The following is a 17502-nucleotide window of genomic DNA, read 5'->3' on the forward strand; positions in this document are numbered from 1 at the left end:
ACACAGAGGAAATAACAGTATGTCGGTTGTCACCGGGTCGCAACTCATTTGGCGATCCGACTCCCGTTGACGGACGGATGAACGTCGGAGCCTTCGTCTGTTCGTGTGCGGGCACGTGCGACATCGACCTCGAGGCGGCCCGCGAGGGGGTCACCGGGGTCGACGTGGTCGCGAGTTCGCGGCTGCTGTGCCGGGACGGCCGCCCGGCGATGCGGTCGGTCATCGAGGAGTACGACCTCGATCAGCTCATCGTCACCACGCCGGAGCCGAGTTGCCAGGGCCGCATCCGCGAACTCGCCGAGGAGTCGGGCCTCCACCCGGAGGCGACCGCCTTCGTCGATCACCGGGAGGGTGCCGGATGGGTGCACGACCGGGCCGCCGCGACGGAGAAGACCGCTCGGCTCCTCAACGCTCGACGCGCCGGTCTCGCGGAGGAGGCGACGACGCGCTCGGTCTCCCGGGAGGCGGGCGAGCGCGTCGCGGTCGTCGGGGACGCGGCGGCGGCCGCCGCGCTCGCGTCGGACGCCGACGTGACGCTGATCGCCGACGGCGGCGAGTTCGCGGACGCCGACGTCGACCTCGACGACGTGACCGTCGAGCGCGGTCGGGTCGTCGCCGTCGAGGGGGAGTTCGGCGCGTTCGAGGTGCACCTGCGCGCGCGGGTGACCGAGGAGTGCATCTCCTGCATGAAGTGCGTCCGCGAGGGACCGGACGGGTCGGTGACCGCCCGGCCCGTCGACATCGCCCCCGACGCCCCGGGGGGCGAGTGGGCGACCCGCTGTCCGACCGACGCCATCGACCTCGACGGCGTCGAGCGCACCCTCGAGTTCGATCAGGTCGTCTACCCCGGCGGGCCGGCGATGTCGGTCGCCGGCCGCCTCGGCTACTACGCCGGCCCCGTGGACGCCGGGACGGTCGCCGCCGTCGAGTCGCTGCTCGGGGGGGTCGAGAAACCGCAGTACCTCGACCTCGAGATGGACGTCTGCGCCGCCGGCGCGTCGAGCCAGGAGGGGTGCACCGCCTGCACGGACGCCTGTCCCCACGACGCCGTCGGCCGCCCGACGCCCGACTCGGTCTCGTTCGATCCGGTGGCCTGCGAGGGCTGTGGCGCGTGCACGAGCGCCTGCCCGACCGGCGCGACGCGGCTCCGCGAGCCGTCGAACCGTCGGCTCGCCCGCGAGGTCGAGGCGCTGCTCGACCCCGGCGAGGAGGACGGCGGCTGGCTGTCGTCGCTCTCCCGCGGGCGCGAGGCGGGCATCGAGACGCCGGTGATCGCGTTCGTCTGCTCGGAACGGGCCGCGCGCACCCTCCGGGAGTACGGCCGCCGCGCCGCCCGCGAGGGCCTGTGCTACCCGCCGCTGCTCCCCGTGTCGGTCCCCTGCGCCGACACCGTCGGGGAGGCGCACGTCCTCCACGCGCTCGCGGCCGGGGCGGACGGCGTCGCGCTCGTCGGCTGCGGCGAGTCGTGTCTCCACTCCGGCCCCGACCCGAAGGCGGCGCTCGTCGAGCGCCTCAATCGGGCGACGGGGGACCTGGGACTGGGCGAGCGCGTCACCTTCCTCGCGCCCGATCCCGACGACTTCGACGGGTTCGCGGAGGCCGCGACCGCGTTCGTCGAGGGGCTCGACGCCTCGCCCGTTCCGGCGGGCGAGCACGAGGCGACCGGCGGGTCGGACCGCGCCGCGGTCCGACCCGCGTTCGACACGCACGACTGGGCGCTCGAGAGCGTCCGCGCCGTCCTCGACCGCGTCGACCCCGAGCGGACGGTGATCCGGGGTCTGGAGTCGTTCGGCCGCATGACGGTGAGCGACGACTGCACGTTCACGCCCACCTGCTCCAACCTCTGTCCGGCCGACGCCATCCGGCGCACCGAGACGGCCCTCGAGTTCGACCACGAGCGGTGCGTGAACTGCGGGCTCTGCGAGGAGGGCTGCATCGAGGACGCCATCTCGATGGAACCGGGACTCGACCTCGACCTGCTCCCGGAGCGGCGCGACGGCGACCCGTGGGCGACGGTCGCCGAGGGCGAACTACTGGAGTGTCGCCGCTGTGGCGCGCCGTTCGCGAGCGCCGCCAGCGCGGCGAAGATAGAGGAACAGGTCGGCGACCTCGTGACCGGCGTCGCGCCCGACGCCGAGGGGAGCATCTTCGAGTACTGCGGCGACTGCCGCGCCGCGCTCGTGTTCGACTGGTAATCATGAACGACGACGTCATCTACGACGCGCGCATCGAACTGATCGACTTCCTCGTCGAGGTGTTCTGGGACGTCCCGACCGAGGAATTCCTGGGGACGCTCCTCGCTGGCGAGATCAGAACGCCCGAGGAGTCCGTAAACGAGGGGCTCGACCGGGGGTTCGAGCACCTCCGGGCGTTCGTCGCGGCGAACGAGGGGGCGGACCCCGACGCCGTTCGCGAGCGCGTCCGCGCGGAGTACAGCCGCGCGTTCGTCGGACCGCGCCCGCCGGTGCTCCCCCACGAGTCCTACTACCGCGAGGATTCGGACTTCCTCGGGTCGGGGCTCGCGGCGGTGGAGTCGAGCTACGCCGCCGCCGGGTGGTCGCCCCCCGAGGACTACCCCGAGGAGAGCGACTTCGTCGCGGTCGAACTCGCCTTCCTCCGGGCGCTCGTGGACCGACAGCGCCGCGGCGACGGGGACGCCTTCGGCTACGAGCGCGTGTTCCTGGAAGAGCACCTCGGGCGGTGGGTCGGGGCATTCGCCGCCGACCTCCGCGAGGAGACGGACTGCGACCTCTTTCTCGCCGCGGGGGAGATCCTCGAGGGGCTCGTCGAGTTCGAGGACGAGATCGTCTCCCAGCAGGTCAGGTCGTAGTTCGCCGGCCGGTTCCGCCTCCCTACTCGTCGTCGTCCTCGGCTTCGGCCTCGTCCCCGTCCGACTCGGGATCGACGCAGCCGCAGTTCACCTCGTGGGGCCCGACGTTGTGGTCCCAGATCCCCTGTCCCCTGTACGAGTTCGCGCCGAGGGTCGGTCGCCACCCGCTGTCGCCGTGTGTCATAGCGTGGCAGTCGACCGGCGTGCGCTTATACTTTTTCCCGCCCGCGGCGCCCCGGGCGAAATCACGCCTCGCCCCCCTCGAGGAAGACCGACGCGAACAGGTCGACGTAGAGGCCGAGGAGCACCGCGGGGTCGAGTCCCACCTCCTCGGCGCGCTCCTCGAGGAGCGCCCGGAGTTCGGGCGACGGGTCGTAGGCGACCGTCCCGTCCGCGACGTCGAACTCGACCTCCGTCGCGCCGGAGACGAGGTACTCTACCTCCAGAAGCGCCTGCTCGGCCTTCACCTCGAACGCCTCCTCGGGGGCCACGTGCCGACGGTCGCCCCACTCGGCCGCGGCCGCGCGGAACCGCTCGCTCGGCTCGAACGAGAGGGTCACGGCGGCCTCCGGTCGTCCCACGCCGCGTCGGCGCACCGTCTCGACGCCCGCCGCGGGCGGTGTCGACGCGCCGGCATCACCGCGGCGGGAACTCCTCGGGTCCGGACCCGGACTCGGTCGCCTCGCCGTAGAGCGAGAGGAACAGGAAGGCGACGACGAGCAACACGAGCAGGCCGACGACGCCCGAGACGACCGGGTGACCGACGTACCCGCCGCCGAGTTGGGCGATCGGGTCCATGCGGTTCCAGACGTTCAGTACCGTCAGCCCGAGCCACGCGATGACCAGGAGGACGGCGAAGGGCACGATACGCAACCCGTTGTCGGTGAGCGCGGTTCTGATGCTCATTGCTATCACACGTCGGGACGACGGGTGCCGTCGGTAAAAATTATTCCGCCAGCTCCCACCCGGCCTCCTCGGCGGCCGTCGGAAGCGGGACGAACTCCCACCCGGCGGTCGTCGCGACGGACTCCTCGGACGGCAGGCCGACGAGGACCATCCGCTCCGCGTAGAACATGGAGGACGGATCGACGGCGGCGAGGCGCTCGGCCGCGTCGGTCCCCGTGCCGTTGAAGAAGTCCGCGTCGACGCCGTGGGTGCGCTGGAACGTGTTGATGACGTGCGCGGGGACGTCGCCGACGATGCCGACGTAGTCGCTCCACGTCTCCGCGTCGGCGACCGCCAGGCGCGGCTCGGCGAGCCGTCGGAGCGCCTCGTACGTGAACGCGAGCGTCATCCCGACGGGATCGCCGCTCCCGCCGTGGCCCGCCCACCCCGACCGCTCGTCGTCGGCCGACCGCTCGCGCTCCGCCGTCCGCTCGGCCGTCGCCCCGCCCGCGCCCCCGCGCTCGACGGGGACGCCGACGGGCCGGTCGTCGTTCGACCGGGGGACGCGAGGGACCGGCCCGTCGCCCCCGACTTCGTTCTCGGGGTCGCCGCGATCGCGTCCCCCCTCGCCGGTTTCGGTCGCCTCCGGAGACGCGGCGGCGTCCGGCTCGTCCGCCGGATCGCCCTCCCCGCGCCAGAACCAGTCGCCCCGGTTGCGCTCGTCGCGCTCGTCGCGGTCGTCGTCGGTGTCGAGGTCGTCGAGGTCGAATCTGTCGGTCATGGGTCAGTCAGCGGGTCGTCGAGCGGCGTCGCGTCGTCCGCCGTCTCGAGGAGGTCGAGGCGGGCGAGCGTCGCCCGCGTCGGCAGGCCGTTCTCGCCCCAGCCGCGCGCCGCGTAGTAGGCGTCGAGGAGGTGCTCGAACGCCGCCGGGTCGATGGCCCGCGCCTCGTCGCCGTCGAGGGGCTCCCGGAGCGGTTCGGGCAGCCGGTCGTCCGCCCGGTCGAACCCCTCCCTGGCGTTGAACAGGCGCGCGAGGTTCCAGACGCGCTCGCCGAGGCGGGCGAGCTCCTCCCGCGTGTAGTCGAGGCCCACGGCCTCGAGCCACTCCGCGCCGAGGTCGTCGAGCGTTTCGGCGACGAAGTCGTCGCCGACGAGGCTCCAGCGGACCGATCGGGCGTCTTGCGCGCTCACGACGGCACGAACGCGCTCCGCGTCGGTCCACGTCCCCGCCGCGAACGCCTCCTCCTCGATGGGGCGGGCCCGACGGTGGCAGGCCCCACGGTCGCTCGTCGCGTAGGCGAGGGCCATCGCCGGGGCGACCCGGGGGTCGTAGGCGGGCAGTTCCATCGACTTGACGGTGGGGACGAGGTCGTCGCCACCGTAGGTCGCCACCGCCGCGGCCACCCCGTCCGCGAGCGCGTCGCCGAGCGGCGTCGACCGGGTCGCGATCTCGCGGACGAGTTCACGGGCCGCCCCGGGGTCGCCGAACGCGAGGTCGCGGTCGATCAGCCCCCGCTCGGCCGCGCGGATCGCCCACGCGACTGCGCTGCCGGCGCTGATGACGTCCAGTCCGAGGCGGTCGCAGGTCGCGCCGAGCGCCGCCACGGCGTCGACGTCGTCGATGCCGAGGCCCGCCCCGAGGCTCATCGGCGTCGCCCCCCGGGGGACGCTCTCCCCGTCGTCGGTCTCGACGCGGAACCCGCCCGGAACGCCGCGGTCGGGGTGCTCGCGGCCGACGGCGCGCTCGCGGATCGGCTCGACGCCGATCCCCTCCGCCCCCTCGAAGCGCCCGGTCTGCCAGCCGCGGGTGGCGAGCGCCCCCACCTCGTTGGCGAAGTCGAGGCTCTCCACCGTCTCGCCCGCCGCCTGCCACCGCCCGACGTCGCTCTCCTCGTAGGCGCGCTCGTAGCGTTCGCGGAGATCGGCGTGGCCCTCGGGCGGGTCGCCGCGCGCGACGATCGCCTTCAGGCGCTTCGCGCCCATCACCGCGCCCGCGCCGCCGCGGCCGGCGTGGTGGTCGCCGCCGTCCGTGGCGACGGTGGCGTACGCGACGCGCGATTCCCCCGCCGGGCCGACGCAGGCGACCGCCCCGTCGTAGGCCGTGTCGGTCGCCTCGACGTCCGCGCCCCCGAGAGCCGCGGCGGATCGGAGTCGCGCGTCGCCGTCCTCGACGACGAGCGTCGTCCGCTCGTCCGCGCGGCCGACGACCAGGAGCGCGAGGCAGTCGGACAGCGCCCCGGCCAGCGCGTCCGGGAACGCGCCGCCGCCGTAGGAGTCGAGGAAGGTCCCCGTGAGCGGCGACTTCGTGACGGCGGCGTAGCGCGACTCCCCGGGGAGGTACCCCGACAGCGGCCCGAGCGCGAACGCGAGCAGGTTGGCCGGACCGAGCGGGTCGGTCCCCGGGGCGAGTTCCTCATAGAGGTAGCGCGCGCCGAGGCCCTTCCCGCCGAGGAAGCGGCGTCGCCACTCCTCGGGGACGCGCTCGCGCTCGACGGTCCCGCACGTGAGGTCGACTCGGAGGATCGAATCGCGGTGGCGACCGGTCATTCGAGTCGGGGTAGGACCGTCGCGGGGAAAAGTGTAGCCGCGTCCGGCATCAGTCCTTGAACACGTCGCTCATGCGGATGCCGTCCTCGACGATGCGGTAGTTGCGCTCCTGGTCGAGACGGGACGCGAGCTCCTCGTGCTCGTAGAGCTGGGCGATCAGGTCGGCCTGGAGGTTGCGCCACGCGATGGCGTAGATGGGCGACTGTCCCCACGCCCGGAGCTCGGGGATGAACTCGTCGTACCGCCGCGCGCGCTCCTCCAGGTGCTCGACAACGTCCATCGCGAACCCTGCCGCCTCCGCGTCGTCGTCGGCCTCCCGGATCGCGCGGTTGACGCGGTCCTCGAGCCCCTCGACCGCCCGCCGCATGTCCGCGGCCGCGGTGCCGTCGTCGTCGGGGAGCACGTCGATGATCGGCTGCGGGACGCCGAGCGAGATCTCGTCCATGGTGAGCGATGCCGCGCGGACGGTAAAAAGGCTCCCCGTCGGGGCGAATTACCGCCGCGCCGCGACTTTCCACCCGATCAGCCCCAGCGCGACGCCCGCGAGAACGACGAGCAGCCCCGTCGTCGGGAGGACGCCGAGTACCAGCAGCCCGAACGCGAGGAAGACGGCGGCCGCGGCCGCCTCGACGGCCCGCTCGGGGAGCCAGCGCTCGACGCGCTCGCCGACGAGCGCGTCGACCCCCGTCCGGAGGGCGAGGGCGGCGACCACGCCGACGAACACCGACAGCGGCGCGTCGGGGAACGTCGCCGCGAGGTCGATCGTCAGCAGCTGCGTCTTGTCGCCGAACTCGGCGACCAGGACGAAGGCGAAGCTGGCGAGGACGCCGCCGTGGGCCCCGACCCGGCGGAGCAGGCCGTCGGGGAGGAGCCGTCCGGTGAGCCCCACGTCGAGTCCGCCGCCGGTCAGGGCGGGCTCGCTTCCCCACCGCCGGTCCGCCGGTACGCGCTCCGCGCGGTCCAGAGGCCGAAGGCGAGAAATAGCCCGCCCGTCAGCGGTGCGATCAGGTCCCCCGGGAGCGCCCGGACGAGCCACGCGCCGAGGGCGACCTCGAGCGCGCTCCAGAGCGCGAACGCACCCATCGCGCCCAGGAAGACCGTCTTCGCGTCGTAGCGCGAGGCGAGCGTGACGACGACGAGCTGACCCTTGTCCCCGACGGTCGCGAGCAGGTTGACGAGGAAGGCGGCGACGAGCGGGCCGTACGCGGCGTACTGTGAGACGACGGCGTCGACGCCGCCGGGCTGTGCCACCGTCACGCCGGGCCACCGACCGTGGCGGTCGCTCGTTGCATCCGTGGTCGTCGTAGGATCAGACGCGGGTAAAGTCTGTCCGTGGCGGCACCGGATTCCGCCACCGCCACCGTCAGCGGTCGCGCTCCTCGACGTGGCGCACCTCGACGGCGACGCCGCGGGTGCTCCGTATCATCTCGTCGCCGCTCATGGCCGCCCGTCCGACGGCGAACGCCCGCGGGCCGGAGACGACCACCTCGTCGCCCACGCGGATCGACTCGCTCGCGTCGAGTACGCCCGGCGCGAGGACGCTTCCCTGTGGGACGAACCCGTCGATCTCGACGCGCTTCGTGGGCGCGTCGCTCTCCGCCCAGCGCCGCCCGCCGGCCAGCGTGAGCGCCAGCGTGCCGTACTGCGGGACGAGCGTCGCCAGTTGCTCGCCCTCCCGATTGATCCTCAGGGAGGGCCACCGCCCGCCGGTTCGTATGTGATCGAACAGCGCGTCGCCCGCGGCAGTCTCTGCGTCCGCGCCCGCCTCGCCGAACTGGTAGTCCGCGATCGCGCGTACCGTGTTGTGCTCGCGGGTGCGTTTGCGATAGGCCGACTCGCCGTCGAGCGCGGACCGGAGGGCCGCAAGCGACTCGTCGGTCGTGGGGTGGTCCTCGACGGTGAACTCGAACTCGACGCCCGCGCGCTCGGCGGCCCGCTCGACGATGTCGACGTAGCCGCCGGGCGGGACGTGGGCGACGCGGTAGGGGTAGTCGTTGCGTTCGAGGTAGCGCGCGAGCACCGACGCGACGAACTCGATCTCCGTCTCGGTCCAGCGTCCGGTCACCACGGAGTCGTAGTGCTGGGCGGGGTAGGTGAGTTCGAGTTCCTGCGGAACGACGCCGATCGGCGAGGTCATCGACACCTTGTGCGCCCGGTAGCCGATCGCCTCGTGGAACTGCCCGTGGCTCTGTGACTCGCCGTAGGGCTTCCTCGCCGAGCAGGGCACGAGCACGAGCGGCCTCTGGAAGCGGTTGCGGTAGCGCGTGGTCACGCGGTCGGCGAACCGCTGGATCTCGACGCGCCGGAGCGAGTCGTCGCTGGCGGCGAGCAGTTCCGCCCGCCGGACGACCGGCGTGCGCTCCTCGACGTAGCCGTACTGCCCGTCGAGGCGGCGGAACGTCGCGGTCAGCCACGCCCCGTGGCGGGCCTGTCCCTCGACGTAGTCCCGGAGGCGGCCGGCGCGGATCCGCTCGCGCACCGTCGCCAGCGCCGCCCGGAGCGCGTTCACGTTGTGCTCGGCGCAGTCCTCGCGGGTGAACGACCCGCGCGGCGTCCGACACGCGGGACAGGCGCAGGGGAGTTCAGTTAGATCTTCGAGGAACGCCTCGCCGTCGGTCGTCTGGTAGAACCCCTCCAGCCCGCGGACGTAGGCACGGTTCGAGTCGACGAGGTCCGCGCCCGCGTAGCAGAGCGTGGCGACGTTCGCCGGCGTGGCGACGCCCGAGAGCAGCAGCGCGGTGTCCGGCGGGATCGCCCCGCGCACGTCGACCATCGCCTCGACGAACGCCCGGGCGTGGCCGCGCAGTCCGGGGGCTTCGGAGAGGACGTAGGCGTCCGCGCCGTGGTCGCCCGCGGTCTCCCGCGAGATCACGGCCGCGCTCGGGAAGTCGACGTCCGGGTAGTCGACGGCGAAGGCCTCCTGCACCTCCGGCGCGGTCCCGGCAGGGAAGGCGCGGTGGGGGAGGACGGTGAGGACGGCCTCGTCGCCCTCGGGCCGCTCGCGGTCCTCGGGCCAGAGGCTCCCGGCGTCCTCCACGTAGCCGTCCGCGAGCGCGGGCGTCCGCACCGACTCGGCGAGGCGCAGTTCGCCCAGCCGAGCGGGGCCGTCGCGCTCGTGGACCTCGAAGTAGTCGGTCATTGCCGGCACTCCGGCGTCGGCGTTGAACTATCTTGTCTTGTTCGTCCGCGATCCGCCGGCTCGCGGGCTACCGTTCGCTCTCCCGGCCGACCAGCGATCTCACGTCTACCCCCTCAGGCAGCCGCGCCAGCGCGCTCTCGGGCCACTCCCAGTGGGCGACGGTGAACGACGCCCCGGGGTTCGACTCGGCGAGCGCGCACACCCCGTCTGCGGCCCGCTCGCAGGCCTCTCGCGTCGGGGTCTCCGGCACCTCGGCGGTGAACGGGTAGGTGTCCGAGAGGTGGCGCGGGAACGGGCCAAACGGCGGGACGAGCCGCCAGCTGGCGTCGTAGCGGTCGTCGTCGCCCCCCTCCGTGAGGAGGACATCGCCCTCGACCGCGAGCCGCGCGAGGCGCTCGTGGTGGCGCAGGACCTCCGGACGGCGGGCCGACTCGGCGGAGACGTGGAAGAACGCGTCCTTCACGGCGGGGTCCGTGCGTTCGAGCTGCTCGGCGTGGTCGAGGAGGGCGCGGTAGCCGTCGAGCATCGCCGGGTGGCCGCGGGCGCGGGCGTCCACCAGTTCGAGCAGGTTCCCCCGGCGGATCGCCTCCTTCACGCGTCGCAGCTCCTCGAACGTGACGTGGAGGTTGTGCCGGGCGAGCAGTCGCTCGCGCGCGTCGTCGTCGCACGAGGCGACCTCCTCGGGGTCGTGCGCCACGCAGACGGGACACGAGCAGGGGAAGTACTCGAGGTCGTCCAGGTGCTCGGTGCCGCGGACGGTGAGGTAGCGGTCGTCGCGGGCGTAGAGCGCGTAGGCGGCGGAGTCGAACAGGTCGCAGCCCATCGCCACGGCGAGCGCGAACATCATGGGGTGGCCCGCGCCGAAGAGGTGGACCGGCGCGTCGAGCCCGAGGCCGCGCTTGGCGGCGGCGACGACGCACACCACGTCGTCGTAGCGGTAGCTGTTCAGGAGGGGGACGACCGCCCCGATGGGGAACACGTCGAGGCCGGTCCCGTAGGCGTCCCGCGCGGCCGCCTCGCGGAGGTCGAGGTGCGTCGATCCCTGCACGGGCGCGGTGACGAGCATGTCGCCCACGTCGACCGTCCCCGCGAGTTCGAGGCGCTCCTGCGTGGTGGCGAGTTCCGCCTCGGCGCGCTCGCGGGAGACGTCGGGCGGCGTCGGGATGTCGACCGGCGTGCCGACGTCGCTCCCGACGTCGCGCTGGAAGCGGAGGATCTCCTCGGTCGTGGTGTCGATCTCGCCGTACTCCGCGAGCTGGAACGAGCCGGAGTCGGTCATGATCGCCCCCGAGAAGTCATAGAGGTCGTGGAGGCCGCGGGAGAGCGCCTCCTCGCGGAGGTCGTCGCTCCCGGCGAGAATGTAGCCGTTCGTGATGAGGATCTCCGCGCCGAAGTCCGCCTCCAGCTCGGCCGGCTCGATCGTCCGGATGTGCGGGTTGATGACCGGGAGGAGCGCGGGCGTCTCGACGGTGACGCCGGCGCGCGGGACGCGCAGCTCGCCGATGCGTCCCCCGGCGTCGAAGGCCCGAAGCTCGAAGCAGTCGCGCATTGGGCGAGGTTCCGCGAGCGCGTCACTAAGGGTTGCGTTCCGCCGCTCGCCCCGCGCGTTCCTCTCGCCCCGTCGCTAACTATCCGTCCGCCCCGAACGTTTCGTAGTAGAGCACGGCGAGCACCGCCCGGCCGTCGCGCACGTCGCCGTCGCGGACGGCCTCGCGTAGCGTCCCGTACTCCATCGTGGTCGGCCGGATGGACTCGTCGAAGTCGAGCTCCTGCCCGGCGGCGCGCTCGCAGCCGTGCGCGACGAAGTAGTGGTGGACCGAGTCCGCGACGCCGTTCGCGGGCTCGACGGTCACGAGCGGCGCGACGCGCTCCGCCTCGTAACCCGTCTCCTCGCGGAGTTCGCGCCGGGCGGCGGCCGCGAGGCTCTCGTCTCCCGGCTCGACCGTCCCGACTGGGAGGCCGCGGTTGACGCGCCTGACCGCCTGTCGCCACTCGTCGATGACGACCACGTCGCCCGCCGGGGTGAACGGGAGGACGACGACCGCCTCGGGTTCGCTCAGGTAGTCGAAGTCCGTCTCCGTGCCGTCGGGGAGCCGCACGTCCTCGTGTCGGACGTCGAACCCCGGGCAGGTGTAGGCCACGCGCCCGTCGAGCGTCTCCCAGGCCAGCGCCCGCGACTCGTCGTCGGTCATGTGCGAGTTCGGGAGGGGGGTCACAAAAGCCCCTCGTCCGTCAGTCGACGACGAAGTACCGGTCCGCGTGCCGCGCGCAGCCGGGGTTGAACGCCGCGCCGCAGGCCGGGCAGACGTGGTCGCATCCGAGGTACGCCGCGACGGTCAGCGTCGTCCGGCACGCGCCGCAGAGCACCGCCGGCTCGTCGAACCGCTCGGGGGGCCAGCGCGCCGCCTCGTGATCGGCCAGCGCGTCGTGGCAGGCGCGACAGGGGTAGTAGACGCCGCAGCAGCGGAACGCGACGGCGATCACGTCGCGCTCGCTCGCGTAGTGCGCGCAGCGGGTCTCACCGTCCGTCGAGACGCCGCAGAGCGGGACGTCGAACCGCGGGTCGAGCGCCTCGGTGCCCTCCATGGACCGTTCTACTCCGGCATCGCGTAAAAGATCTCGTTCCGGTGACGGCGCATCCGCGACCGCGCCGCCGCGAGTTCAGGACAGTCCGTAGAGCTCCCGGTAGGTCGGGTCGGGGACCCGGTCGGCGGAGCACCGCGGCGTCGGCGACGCGGGCGCCGACGCGGGCGACACCCAGTCGTACACCCGTTCGATCGCCGCCTCCGAGGCGCGGGCGCCCTCGTGGTCGGTCGGGAGCGCGAGGTTCTCGCGCGCGCCGGCGAGCGCGGGGCTCTCCCGACAGCCCCAGAAGAGGTCGTCGTTCGTCCCGCGGATCGTGTAGTACGCCACGTCGCCGGGCGTCTCGTCGGCGTTGAGCGCCCGCAGCGGGTGGTCCGCGTGCCGTTCGTAGTCGTCGCGCAGGACGCGGCAGACGGCGAGCGATCCCCCGGTCATCCCGAACTGACAGCAGAGCGTGCCGAGGCGCAGGCCGTGGTTCGCCCCCGCGAGCCCGACGAACGTCTCGACGTGCTCGTGGGCGTCGTAGGACCGCAGCCACCAGCGCGCGCCGGTCACGCCCAGGCTGTGAGCGACGACGGCGACCTCGTCGGTCCCCGCGTACGCTCGTACGCGCGAGACGAACGCCCGTAGCTGCTCGATCATCGCCCGGTGTCCGGTCGTCGTCTCGGAGAACGTGATCGCCCACAGCTCGTCCCCGCGGTAGCCGTTGTCGAGGAAGTGCTCGGCGTGCGGATCCCAGTCGCAGGCGTCCCGCCCGTTCCCGTGGACGAAGACGACGGGCGTGCGCGACGCGCCGGGGGCCGTCCCGAAGTACTCGTGACCGCCCCACCCGCCGTAGCGTCCCTCGGCGTCCCAGGGGAGTCGCTCGTCGTCGGTGCGATCGTAGTCGCAGTTCGTTCGACACCCGCCCCCGTCGAGGTACGCGGCGAACCCCCGGTACAGCGTCCTCGAACGGAAGGGGAGCCCCTCGATCGCGGTTCCCGCGTCGGGGCGATCGACCGCCGATACCCGCGGCTGCTCGGTGTCGCTGTCGTGTGCCTCGTGTGCCATATCCGCGGTCGCCACTTCCCGGCGACAGATGTTATATGTTCTGGAATGGGGCCAGATATCGGGTGAACGTTCGTTTATTACTTCTATCTACGGTGTATTCGTACGATAATCAACGACCGTATTCGAGACGTGAACAGGCGACGCTCGAACCGCGCCGCATCACGGGTTTCGCGGAGGTCGCGGGGATCGGGGCGCTACTCGCGCTCGCCTCGGAGCGAGATCCGCGAGAGGTCCGCGTCGAGGGCGCCGACGTGCTCGTTGAACGCCTCGACGAACGCGGGCACGTCGTCGACGTACGTCCGGAGGTCGGGCGCGGACGGCGGTTCGTACTGCGAGAGCAGGTACGTCCCGCCCTCGCCGCCGACGCGCAGATAGGACGCCCGGTTCCCGTCCCGCTTCAGCTCCCACCGCGTCCCGGCGACCGTCGTCGAGAACGTGCCGTAGTCGGTACCGTCGTACCGGGATAACTCGCCGGCCATGGCGTCCCCGACCGCGCGGACGCGTTCGACGACGCGGTCGCGTTCCGCGACGACCGCGTCGGTCGACGCGACCTCGGGGAAGTCGGTCGAGACCCCATCGAGCACCCCGTCGAGCGACGCCACGTGCCGGTTGAACGCCTCGACGAACGCGTCGTAGTCCGCCATCGCCGTCGCGAGCGCGTCCGGCTCCGGGGGGCGCTTCGTCGAGACGACGTACGTCTCCCGGCCCGAGGCCTCGAACCGGAGGTACTCGACGTCCCCCGCCTCGTACTTGAGCGTCCAGGTTCCGGCGTCCGTCCGGAACGCCGCCCGGCCGTAGTCGCCCCCCTGCAACAGGGCGAGTTCGCGCGCGATCGTCCCCGCGTGTGCCGTCACCCGCGAGACGAGTTCGTCCCGCCGTCCGGCGATCCTGTCGGCCTCCGCGACCTCCGCGTCCGTTCCCTTCGTCATCCGTTTCGGTAGGGCGACGGACGGCATAACCCCTCTGACGCCGCCGGAGTCCACTCGAATCCCGCGTGAGGGTCGCGAGCGAGTAGGCGGGCCGTCGGTCCGACGTGCGGATCCCGGGACGGCCAGGTGCTGCCGCTCGCGGCCGGGAACACGCCTCGCGAATCGTGACTGTTGGGGAACAGATTATACCGCTCGGCTCCGAGTTCTCCTCCCCGTCCGGGCTCCCGGCTGGAGACGGACGGGGACGACCATGAGCACGACAGAAGCCGTCCTGGACCGACACCTCGAGGCGTTCGGCGCGCAGGACATGGAGGCGATCCTGGCGGACTACGGCGACGACGCCGTCGTCATCACGCACGCCGGGATCTACCGAGGTATCGACGAGATCGAGGAGCTGTTCGAGGGACTGTTCGAGGAGTTCTCCGACCCCGACGTCAGCTTCTCCCTCGACGAGCGGATCGTCGAGGACGAGTACGCCTTCATCGTCTGGCAGGCGGAGACGCCCGACAACGCGTACGAGTTCGCGACCGACACCTTCGTCATCGACGACGGGAGGATCGAACTCCAGACGTTCGCCGGGAAGATCACGCCCAAGCGGTGAACCGTCGGGGTCACGCGTGCACGTTCGGGGGGTATCGCCGCGCCCAGCGTCGGACTCCCGATGCGGCGCGCGGGTCACTCGACGGCGTATCGTAGCCAGAGGAGGTCGTCCTCTCGCCGCTCGACGTCGAGAAGGGAGAGCGACGCCGTGGGGGCGCTCTCCGACGGGTCGGGTCCGCGAACGAACGACCGCGGCGACGTGCCGCCGACGAGGTACGGGTGGACGAGGACGCTCACCTCGTCCACGAGTCCGGCGCGGAGGAGCACGCCGTTCAGCGTCCCGCCGCTGTCGGTCAGGACCGTCTCCACGTCGTACCGGGCGGCCAGTTCGGCCAGGGCATCGCGGAGGTCGACGTGATCGTCGCCCGCCTCGACGTAATCGACCCCGACGAGGCCGAGGTACTCCACGTACTCGTCGGGCGTCGCCGAGGAGATCAACGCGACCATCTCCCCCCAGTACGGCTGCTCGTCGAGGGCCTCCCAGTTGCGGACCCGTCCCTCGCTGTCGGGGACCGCGAGCAACGGCGCGTCCGTCTCGGACGCGCCGTCCAGCGGCCTCTGGGCCTCTACCGCCACCGCGTCGTCGCGTTCGTCGTAGACCGCGTCGGACTCCTCGAACAGCGTCTCGCTCCCGACGAGGTGCGCGTCGACGTCCCACGCCGACGCGACCTCGTAGAAGCGGTCGATCTCCGGCGAGAAGCCGTCGATCCGTCCGTCGACGCTCGCGGCGTTGTGGATGATGACTCGTGGTAGCATTCGGTTTCGTCCCCTCGGTACTCGTCGCCGATAGCGGATAAGCTACCGGCAGTCAGTCGCCGGTGTCCCCCCGCCCGCTCGTCCCGCGGACCGTCTCGCCGCGCACCGCCTCGCGCTCCACGCCCTCGAACTCGAGCGCGAAGTCCGGCCCGAACGCCGACGCCGGGGTCTGGAACCCCGGCGCAACCTCGCCCGCCGCCGTGCGCCGAGCGGCTTCGACGGCGGTCTCGGCGGTCAGGTCGTACGTGTCGGGGGTCCGCAGGCGGGCCGTGACGCGGTTGCCCTCGTCGTCCTCGACCTCGCCCCACACCCTGACCACGCTCCGCGCGCGCTCCTCCGCGGTCGGACCGGAGATCGTCGCGTCGGCGAGGCGCTTCAGCGCGCCCTGGACGGGCTTCGCCCCGAGCACGGGGGCGAGCGTCCCCGCGCGCCGGAGCGCTCCGGTGGCGAACGCCGGGACCGTGGCGTAGACCTCGACGTTCGGGATCCCGGTCGCGTAGTAGGCCGTCGAAACGTCGCCCCAGGGGACGGTGACGGCCGGTTTCGGCCCCTCCCCGAAGTCGATCCGACGCGTCCGCCAGGCCGCCGGGATGGTGCGGACAGCGCCCCCCTCGCGGATCGCGCCGGGCCTCGACAGCCCCTCGACGATCGACTTCACGGTCCCGGGGGAGTACGTCCCGAGGCCGTCGATCCCGAGCGCGAGGCGGGTCGCCGACGGCAACTCGGATTCGAGGATCGCCGCCAGACAGTCCGTCGGGACGACGTCGAACCCGACCGCTGGGAGCAGGGTCACGTCGGCGCGCTCCGCGTCCCTGTCGCGCTCGGCGAGGGCCTCGAGCACGTCGATCTCGCCAGCGATGTCGAGGTAGTCCGTTCCGGCCGCCAGACACGCCTCGACGAGCGGCGCGGCGGTCGCGGAGAACGGACCGGCGCAGTTCAACACCGCGTCGACGTCCGCGACCCGCTCCTCGACGACGTTCGGGTGCTCCAGGCTGAACACCCGGTGGTCGAGTCCGAGCGTCGTCGCCTGCCGCTCGAGCGGCTCCGCGCGCCGCCCGGCGAGCACCGGCGAGAGCCCCCGATCGACGGCGGTCCGCGCGATCAGCGACCCGGTGTAGCCGTACGAACCGTAGATGAGCAACTCCTCGTCCATGCGATCGCGTTGTCTCGTTGCGGACAAAAATACGGGGGCTGCGGGATTCGATGCGGGAGAAGTGGGCCGGCGCAGATTTGAACTCGTGAAGACGTTCCTGCTCGCCTCGTTCCACTCGGCTGCGCGGGCTGCGACTTCCCTGCTCAAATCTTCACGTCTCCCACACACCCGCACTCACGGTGTTCCTCGCACACGCTTCGCGGTGCTCGGCAGGGTGAGTGCGGGAGAAGTGGGCCGGCGCAGATTTGAACTGCGGTTACGGCCACCCGAAGGCCGAAGGATACCAAGCTACCCCACCGGCCCGCAGGTGAACCGAGGGCCAGGGCAGTGTTAATCCTTCCGTCTTCACACCGGTACCGCGACGCCGTGGCACGCCTCCCGGCCTCCGTCCCTCGAGCGTGCCGGTCTGCCGCGCGGACTCAGTACCGCGCGTACCCCCCGGTGTCGAGGTAGTTGTGCGCCACGGTGATGGCGTGGTCGGCGTGCAGGCGCTTGGGGCCGAGTCGCACCCGCGCGGCCGCCGTCTCGGCGAGCAGGGCGGCCTCCCTTTCGGCGAAGTCGCGGTGGTCGGAGAGGACGAAGACGGGATCCTCGGGAGGTTCGACGTCCACGACGGGGTTGCCCTCCTCGTGGAGTTCGACGACGGTCCCCTCGCGGACGGCGTCGTCGAGCGTCGCCGCGAACCCCTTTCGCGAGAGGTAGACGCCGGGGGAGGTCTCGACCTCCGCGTGGCCGATCGCCTCGTCCCGCCGTTCGAGGGCCTTCCTGATCAGCGCCGCCGTCGACCGCTCGTCGGGGTTCAGTCGGCGGAGTTCGCTCCCCTCGAAGCGCAGCGTGAACTCGTCGCGGAGGACGAGCCGGCAGCGCACGTCCTCGCGTATCGCGTGCGAGAGGAAGAACGTCGAGTTCACGCACCGACAGAGCACGTCGAGCCGGCCCGCCCCGCCCGTGAGGTCGTCGAGCGAGAAGTCGGGGTCGGCAGGCGCGTCGTGACCGATGACGATGAACTGGCGCATACGCCCCCGCGGTC

20 protein-coding genes and 1 tRNA gene are annotated in these 17502 nt (G+C 72.3%); 3 read left to right on the plus strand and 18 right to left on the minus strand.

The window, feature by feature from the left end; all coding sequences use genetic code 11:
• Positions 1 to 77 precede the first annotated feature (77 nt).
• The gene (locus P1K31_RS15130; protein ID WP_276304158.1) at positions 78 to 2195 is read left to right on the plus strand and encodes a hydrogenase iron-sulfur subunit; all 2118 of its coding nucleotides are present in this window, start codon (positions 78 to 80) and stop codon (positions 2193 to 2195) included.
• A 2-nt stretch (positions 2196 to 2197) separates the two neighbouring features.
• Positions 2198 to 2830 carry a TorD/DmsD family molecular chaperone gene (locus P1K31_RS15135; protein ID WP_276304159.1) on the plus strand — a complete coding sequence of 211 codons (633 nt, stop codon included), beginning with the start codon at positions 2198 to 2200 and terminating at the stop codon, positions 2828 to 2830.
• A 22-nt stretch (positions 2831 to 2852) separates the two neighbouring features.
• Here the strand turns inward: P1K31_RS15135 and P1K31_RS15140 are convergent, their stop codons facing one another.
• From P1K31_RS15140 to P1K31_RS15205, 14 genes are all read right to left on the minus strand, one after another.
• Positions 2853 to 3014: a hypothetical protein gene (locus P1K31_RS15140; protein WP_276304160.1), complete on the minus strand. Its 162-nt coding sequence runs from the start codon at positions 3012 to 3014 to the stop codon at positions 2853 to 2855.
• 61 nt (positions 3015 to 3075) lie between these two features.
• The gene (locus P1K31_RS15145; RefSeq protein WP_276304161.1) at positions 3076 to 3411 is read right to left on the minus strand and encodes a hypothetical protein; all 336 of its coding nucleotides are present in this window, start codon (positions 3409 to 3411) and stop codon (positions 3076 to 3078) included.
• Between the two features lie 55 nt (positions 3412 to 3466).
• Positions 3467 to 3736, minus strand: a complete 270-nt coding sequence (locus tag P1K31_RS15150; protein ID WP_276304162.1) for a hypothetical protein — start codon at positions 3734 to 3736, stop codon at positions 3467 to 3469.
• Positions 3737 to 3776: 40 nt separating this feature from the next.
• The gene (locus tag P1K31_RS15155; RefSeq protein ID WP_276304163.1) at positions 3777 to 4496 is read right to left on the minus strand and encodes a DUF7124 domain-containing protein; all 720 of its coding nucleotides are present in this window, start codon (positions 4494 to 4496) and stop codon (positions 3777 to 3779) included.
• Positions 4493 to 6262, minus strand: coding sequence for an aldehyde ferredoxin oxidoreductase family protein (locus P1K31_RS15160; protein ID WP_276304164.1), 1770 nt, complete (start codon positions 6260 to 6262; stop codon positions 4493 to 4495). Before P1K31_RS15160 ends, P1K31_RS15155 begins: the two co-directional genes overlap by 4 nt.
• Positions 6263 to 6311: 49 nt before the next feature.
• Complete coding sequence (locus P1K31_RS15165; protein ID WP_276304165.1) at positions 6312 to 6707, minus strand: DUF7971 family protein; 396 nt, start codon at positions 6705 to 6707, stop codon at positions 6312 to 6314.
• 48 nt (positions 6708 to 6755) lie between these two features.
• The gene (locus P1K31_RS15170; protein ID WP_276304166.1) at positions 6756 to 7151 is read right to left on the minus strand and encodes a TMEM165/GDT1 family protein; all 396 of its coding nucleotides are present in this window, start codon (positions 7149 to 7151) and stop codon (positions 6756 to 6758) included.
• A 17-nt stretch (positions 7152 to 7168) separates the two neighbouring features.
• Positions 7169 to 7519, minus strand: coding sequence for a TMEM165/GDT1 family protein (locus P1K31_RS15175; RefSeq protein WP_276304167.1), 351 nt, complete (start codon positions 7517 to 7519; stop codon positions 7169 to 7171).
• 106 nt (positions 7520 to 7625) lie between these two features.
• Positions 7626 to 9401 (minus strand): archaeosine synthase subunit alpha, encoded by a 1776-nt coding sequence (arcS, locus tag P1K31_RS15180; protein ID WP_276304168.1) that lies wholly within the window; start codon positions 9399 to 9401, stop codon positions 7626 to 7628.
• Positions 9402 to 9468: 67 nt separating this feature from the next.
• Positions 9469 to 10950, minus strand: a complete 1482-nt coding sequence (tgtA, locus tag P1K31_RS15185) for a tRNA guanosine(15) transglycosylase TgtA (RefSeq protein ID WP_276304169.1) — start codon at positions 10948 to 10950, stop codon at positions 9469 to 9471.
• 79 nt (positions 10951 to 11029) lie between these two features.
• Positions 11030 to 11593: an NUDIX hydrolase gene (locus P1K31_RS15190; RefSeq protein ID WP_276304171.1), complete on the minus strand. Its 564-nt coding sequence runs from the start codon at positions 11591 to 11593 to the stop codon at positions 11030 to 11032.
• A 40-nt stretch (positions 11594 to 11633) separates the two neighbouring features.
• Positions 11634 to 11987, minus strand: coding sequence for a CHY zinc finger protein (locus tag P1K31_RS15195; protein WP_276304172.1), 354 nt, complete (start codon positions 11985 to 11987; stop codon positions 11634 to 11636).
• A 75-nt stretch (positions 11988 to 12062) separates the two neighbouring features.
• A complete protein-coding gene (locus P1K31_RS15200) occupies positions 12063 to 13034 on the minus strand; it encodes an esterase/lipase family protein (protein WP_276304173.1) in 972 nt (323 codons plus the stop codon).
• Positions 13035 to 13228: 194 nt separating this feature from the next.
• Complete coding sequence (locus P1K31_RS15205) at positions 13229 to 13963, minus strand: profilin-fold protein (protein ID WP_276304174.1); 735 nt, start codon at positions 13961 to 13963, stop codon at positions 13229 to 13231.
• Positions 13964 to 14213: 250 nt separating this feature from the next.
• Here P1K31_RS15205 and P1K31_RS15210 point away from each other — a divergent pair, with 250 nt between their 5' ends.
• Complete coding sequence (locus tag P1K31_RS15210) at positions 14214 to 14564, plus strand: nuclear transport factor 2 family protein (protein ID WP_276304175.1); 351 nt, start codon at positions 14214 to 14216, stop codon at positions 14562 to 14564.
• A 74-nt stretch (positions 14565 to 14638) separates the two neighbouring features.
• Here P1K31_RS15210 and P1K31_RS15215 read toward each other — a convergent pair whose 3' ends face one another.
• The 4 genes from P1K31_RS15215 to trmY form a co-directional block, all read right to left on the minus strand.
• Positions 14639 to 15319, minus strand: a complete 681-nt coding sequence (locus P1K31_RS15215; protein WP_276304176.1) for a dihydrofolate reductase family protein — start codon at positions 15317 to 15319, stop codon at positions 14639 to 14641.
• A gap of 52 nt (positions 15320 to 15371) precedes the next feature.
• A complete protein-coding gene (locus P1K31_RS15220) occupies positions 15372 to 16472 on the minus strand; it encodes a saccharopine dehydrogenase family protein (RefSeq protein WP_276304177.1) in 1101 nt (366 codons plus the stop codon).
• Between the two features lie 230 nt (positions 16473 to 16702).
• Positions 16703 to 16775: transfer RNA gene (locus P1K31_RS15225), tRNA-Pro, on the minus strand.
• A 116-nt stretch (positions 16776 to 16891) separates the two neighbouring features.
• Entirely contained in the window at positions 16892 to 17488 is a 597-nt protein-coding gene (trmY, locus tag P1K31_RS15230) for a tRNA (pseudouridine(54)-N(1))-methyltransferase TrmY (RefSeq protein ID WP_276304178.1), read from the minus strand.
• Positions 17489 to 17502: the final 14 nt, after the last annotated feature.

The organism is Halomarina halobia (genome assembly GCF_029338575.1).
Classification (GTDB): Archaea; Halobacteriota; Halobacteria; order Halobacteriales; family Haloarculaceae; genus Halomarina; species Halomarina halobia.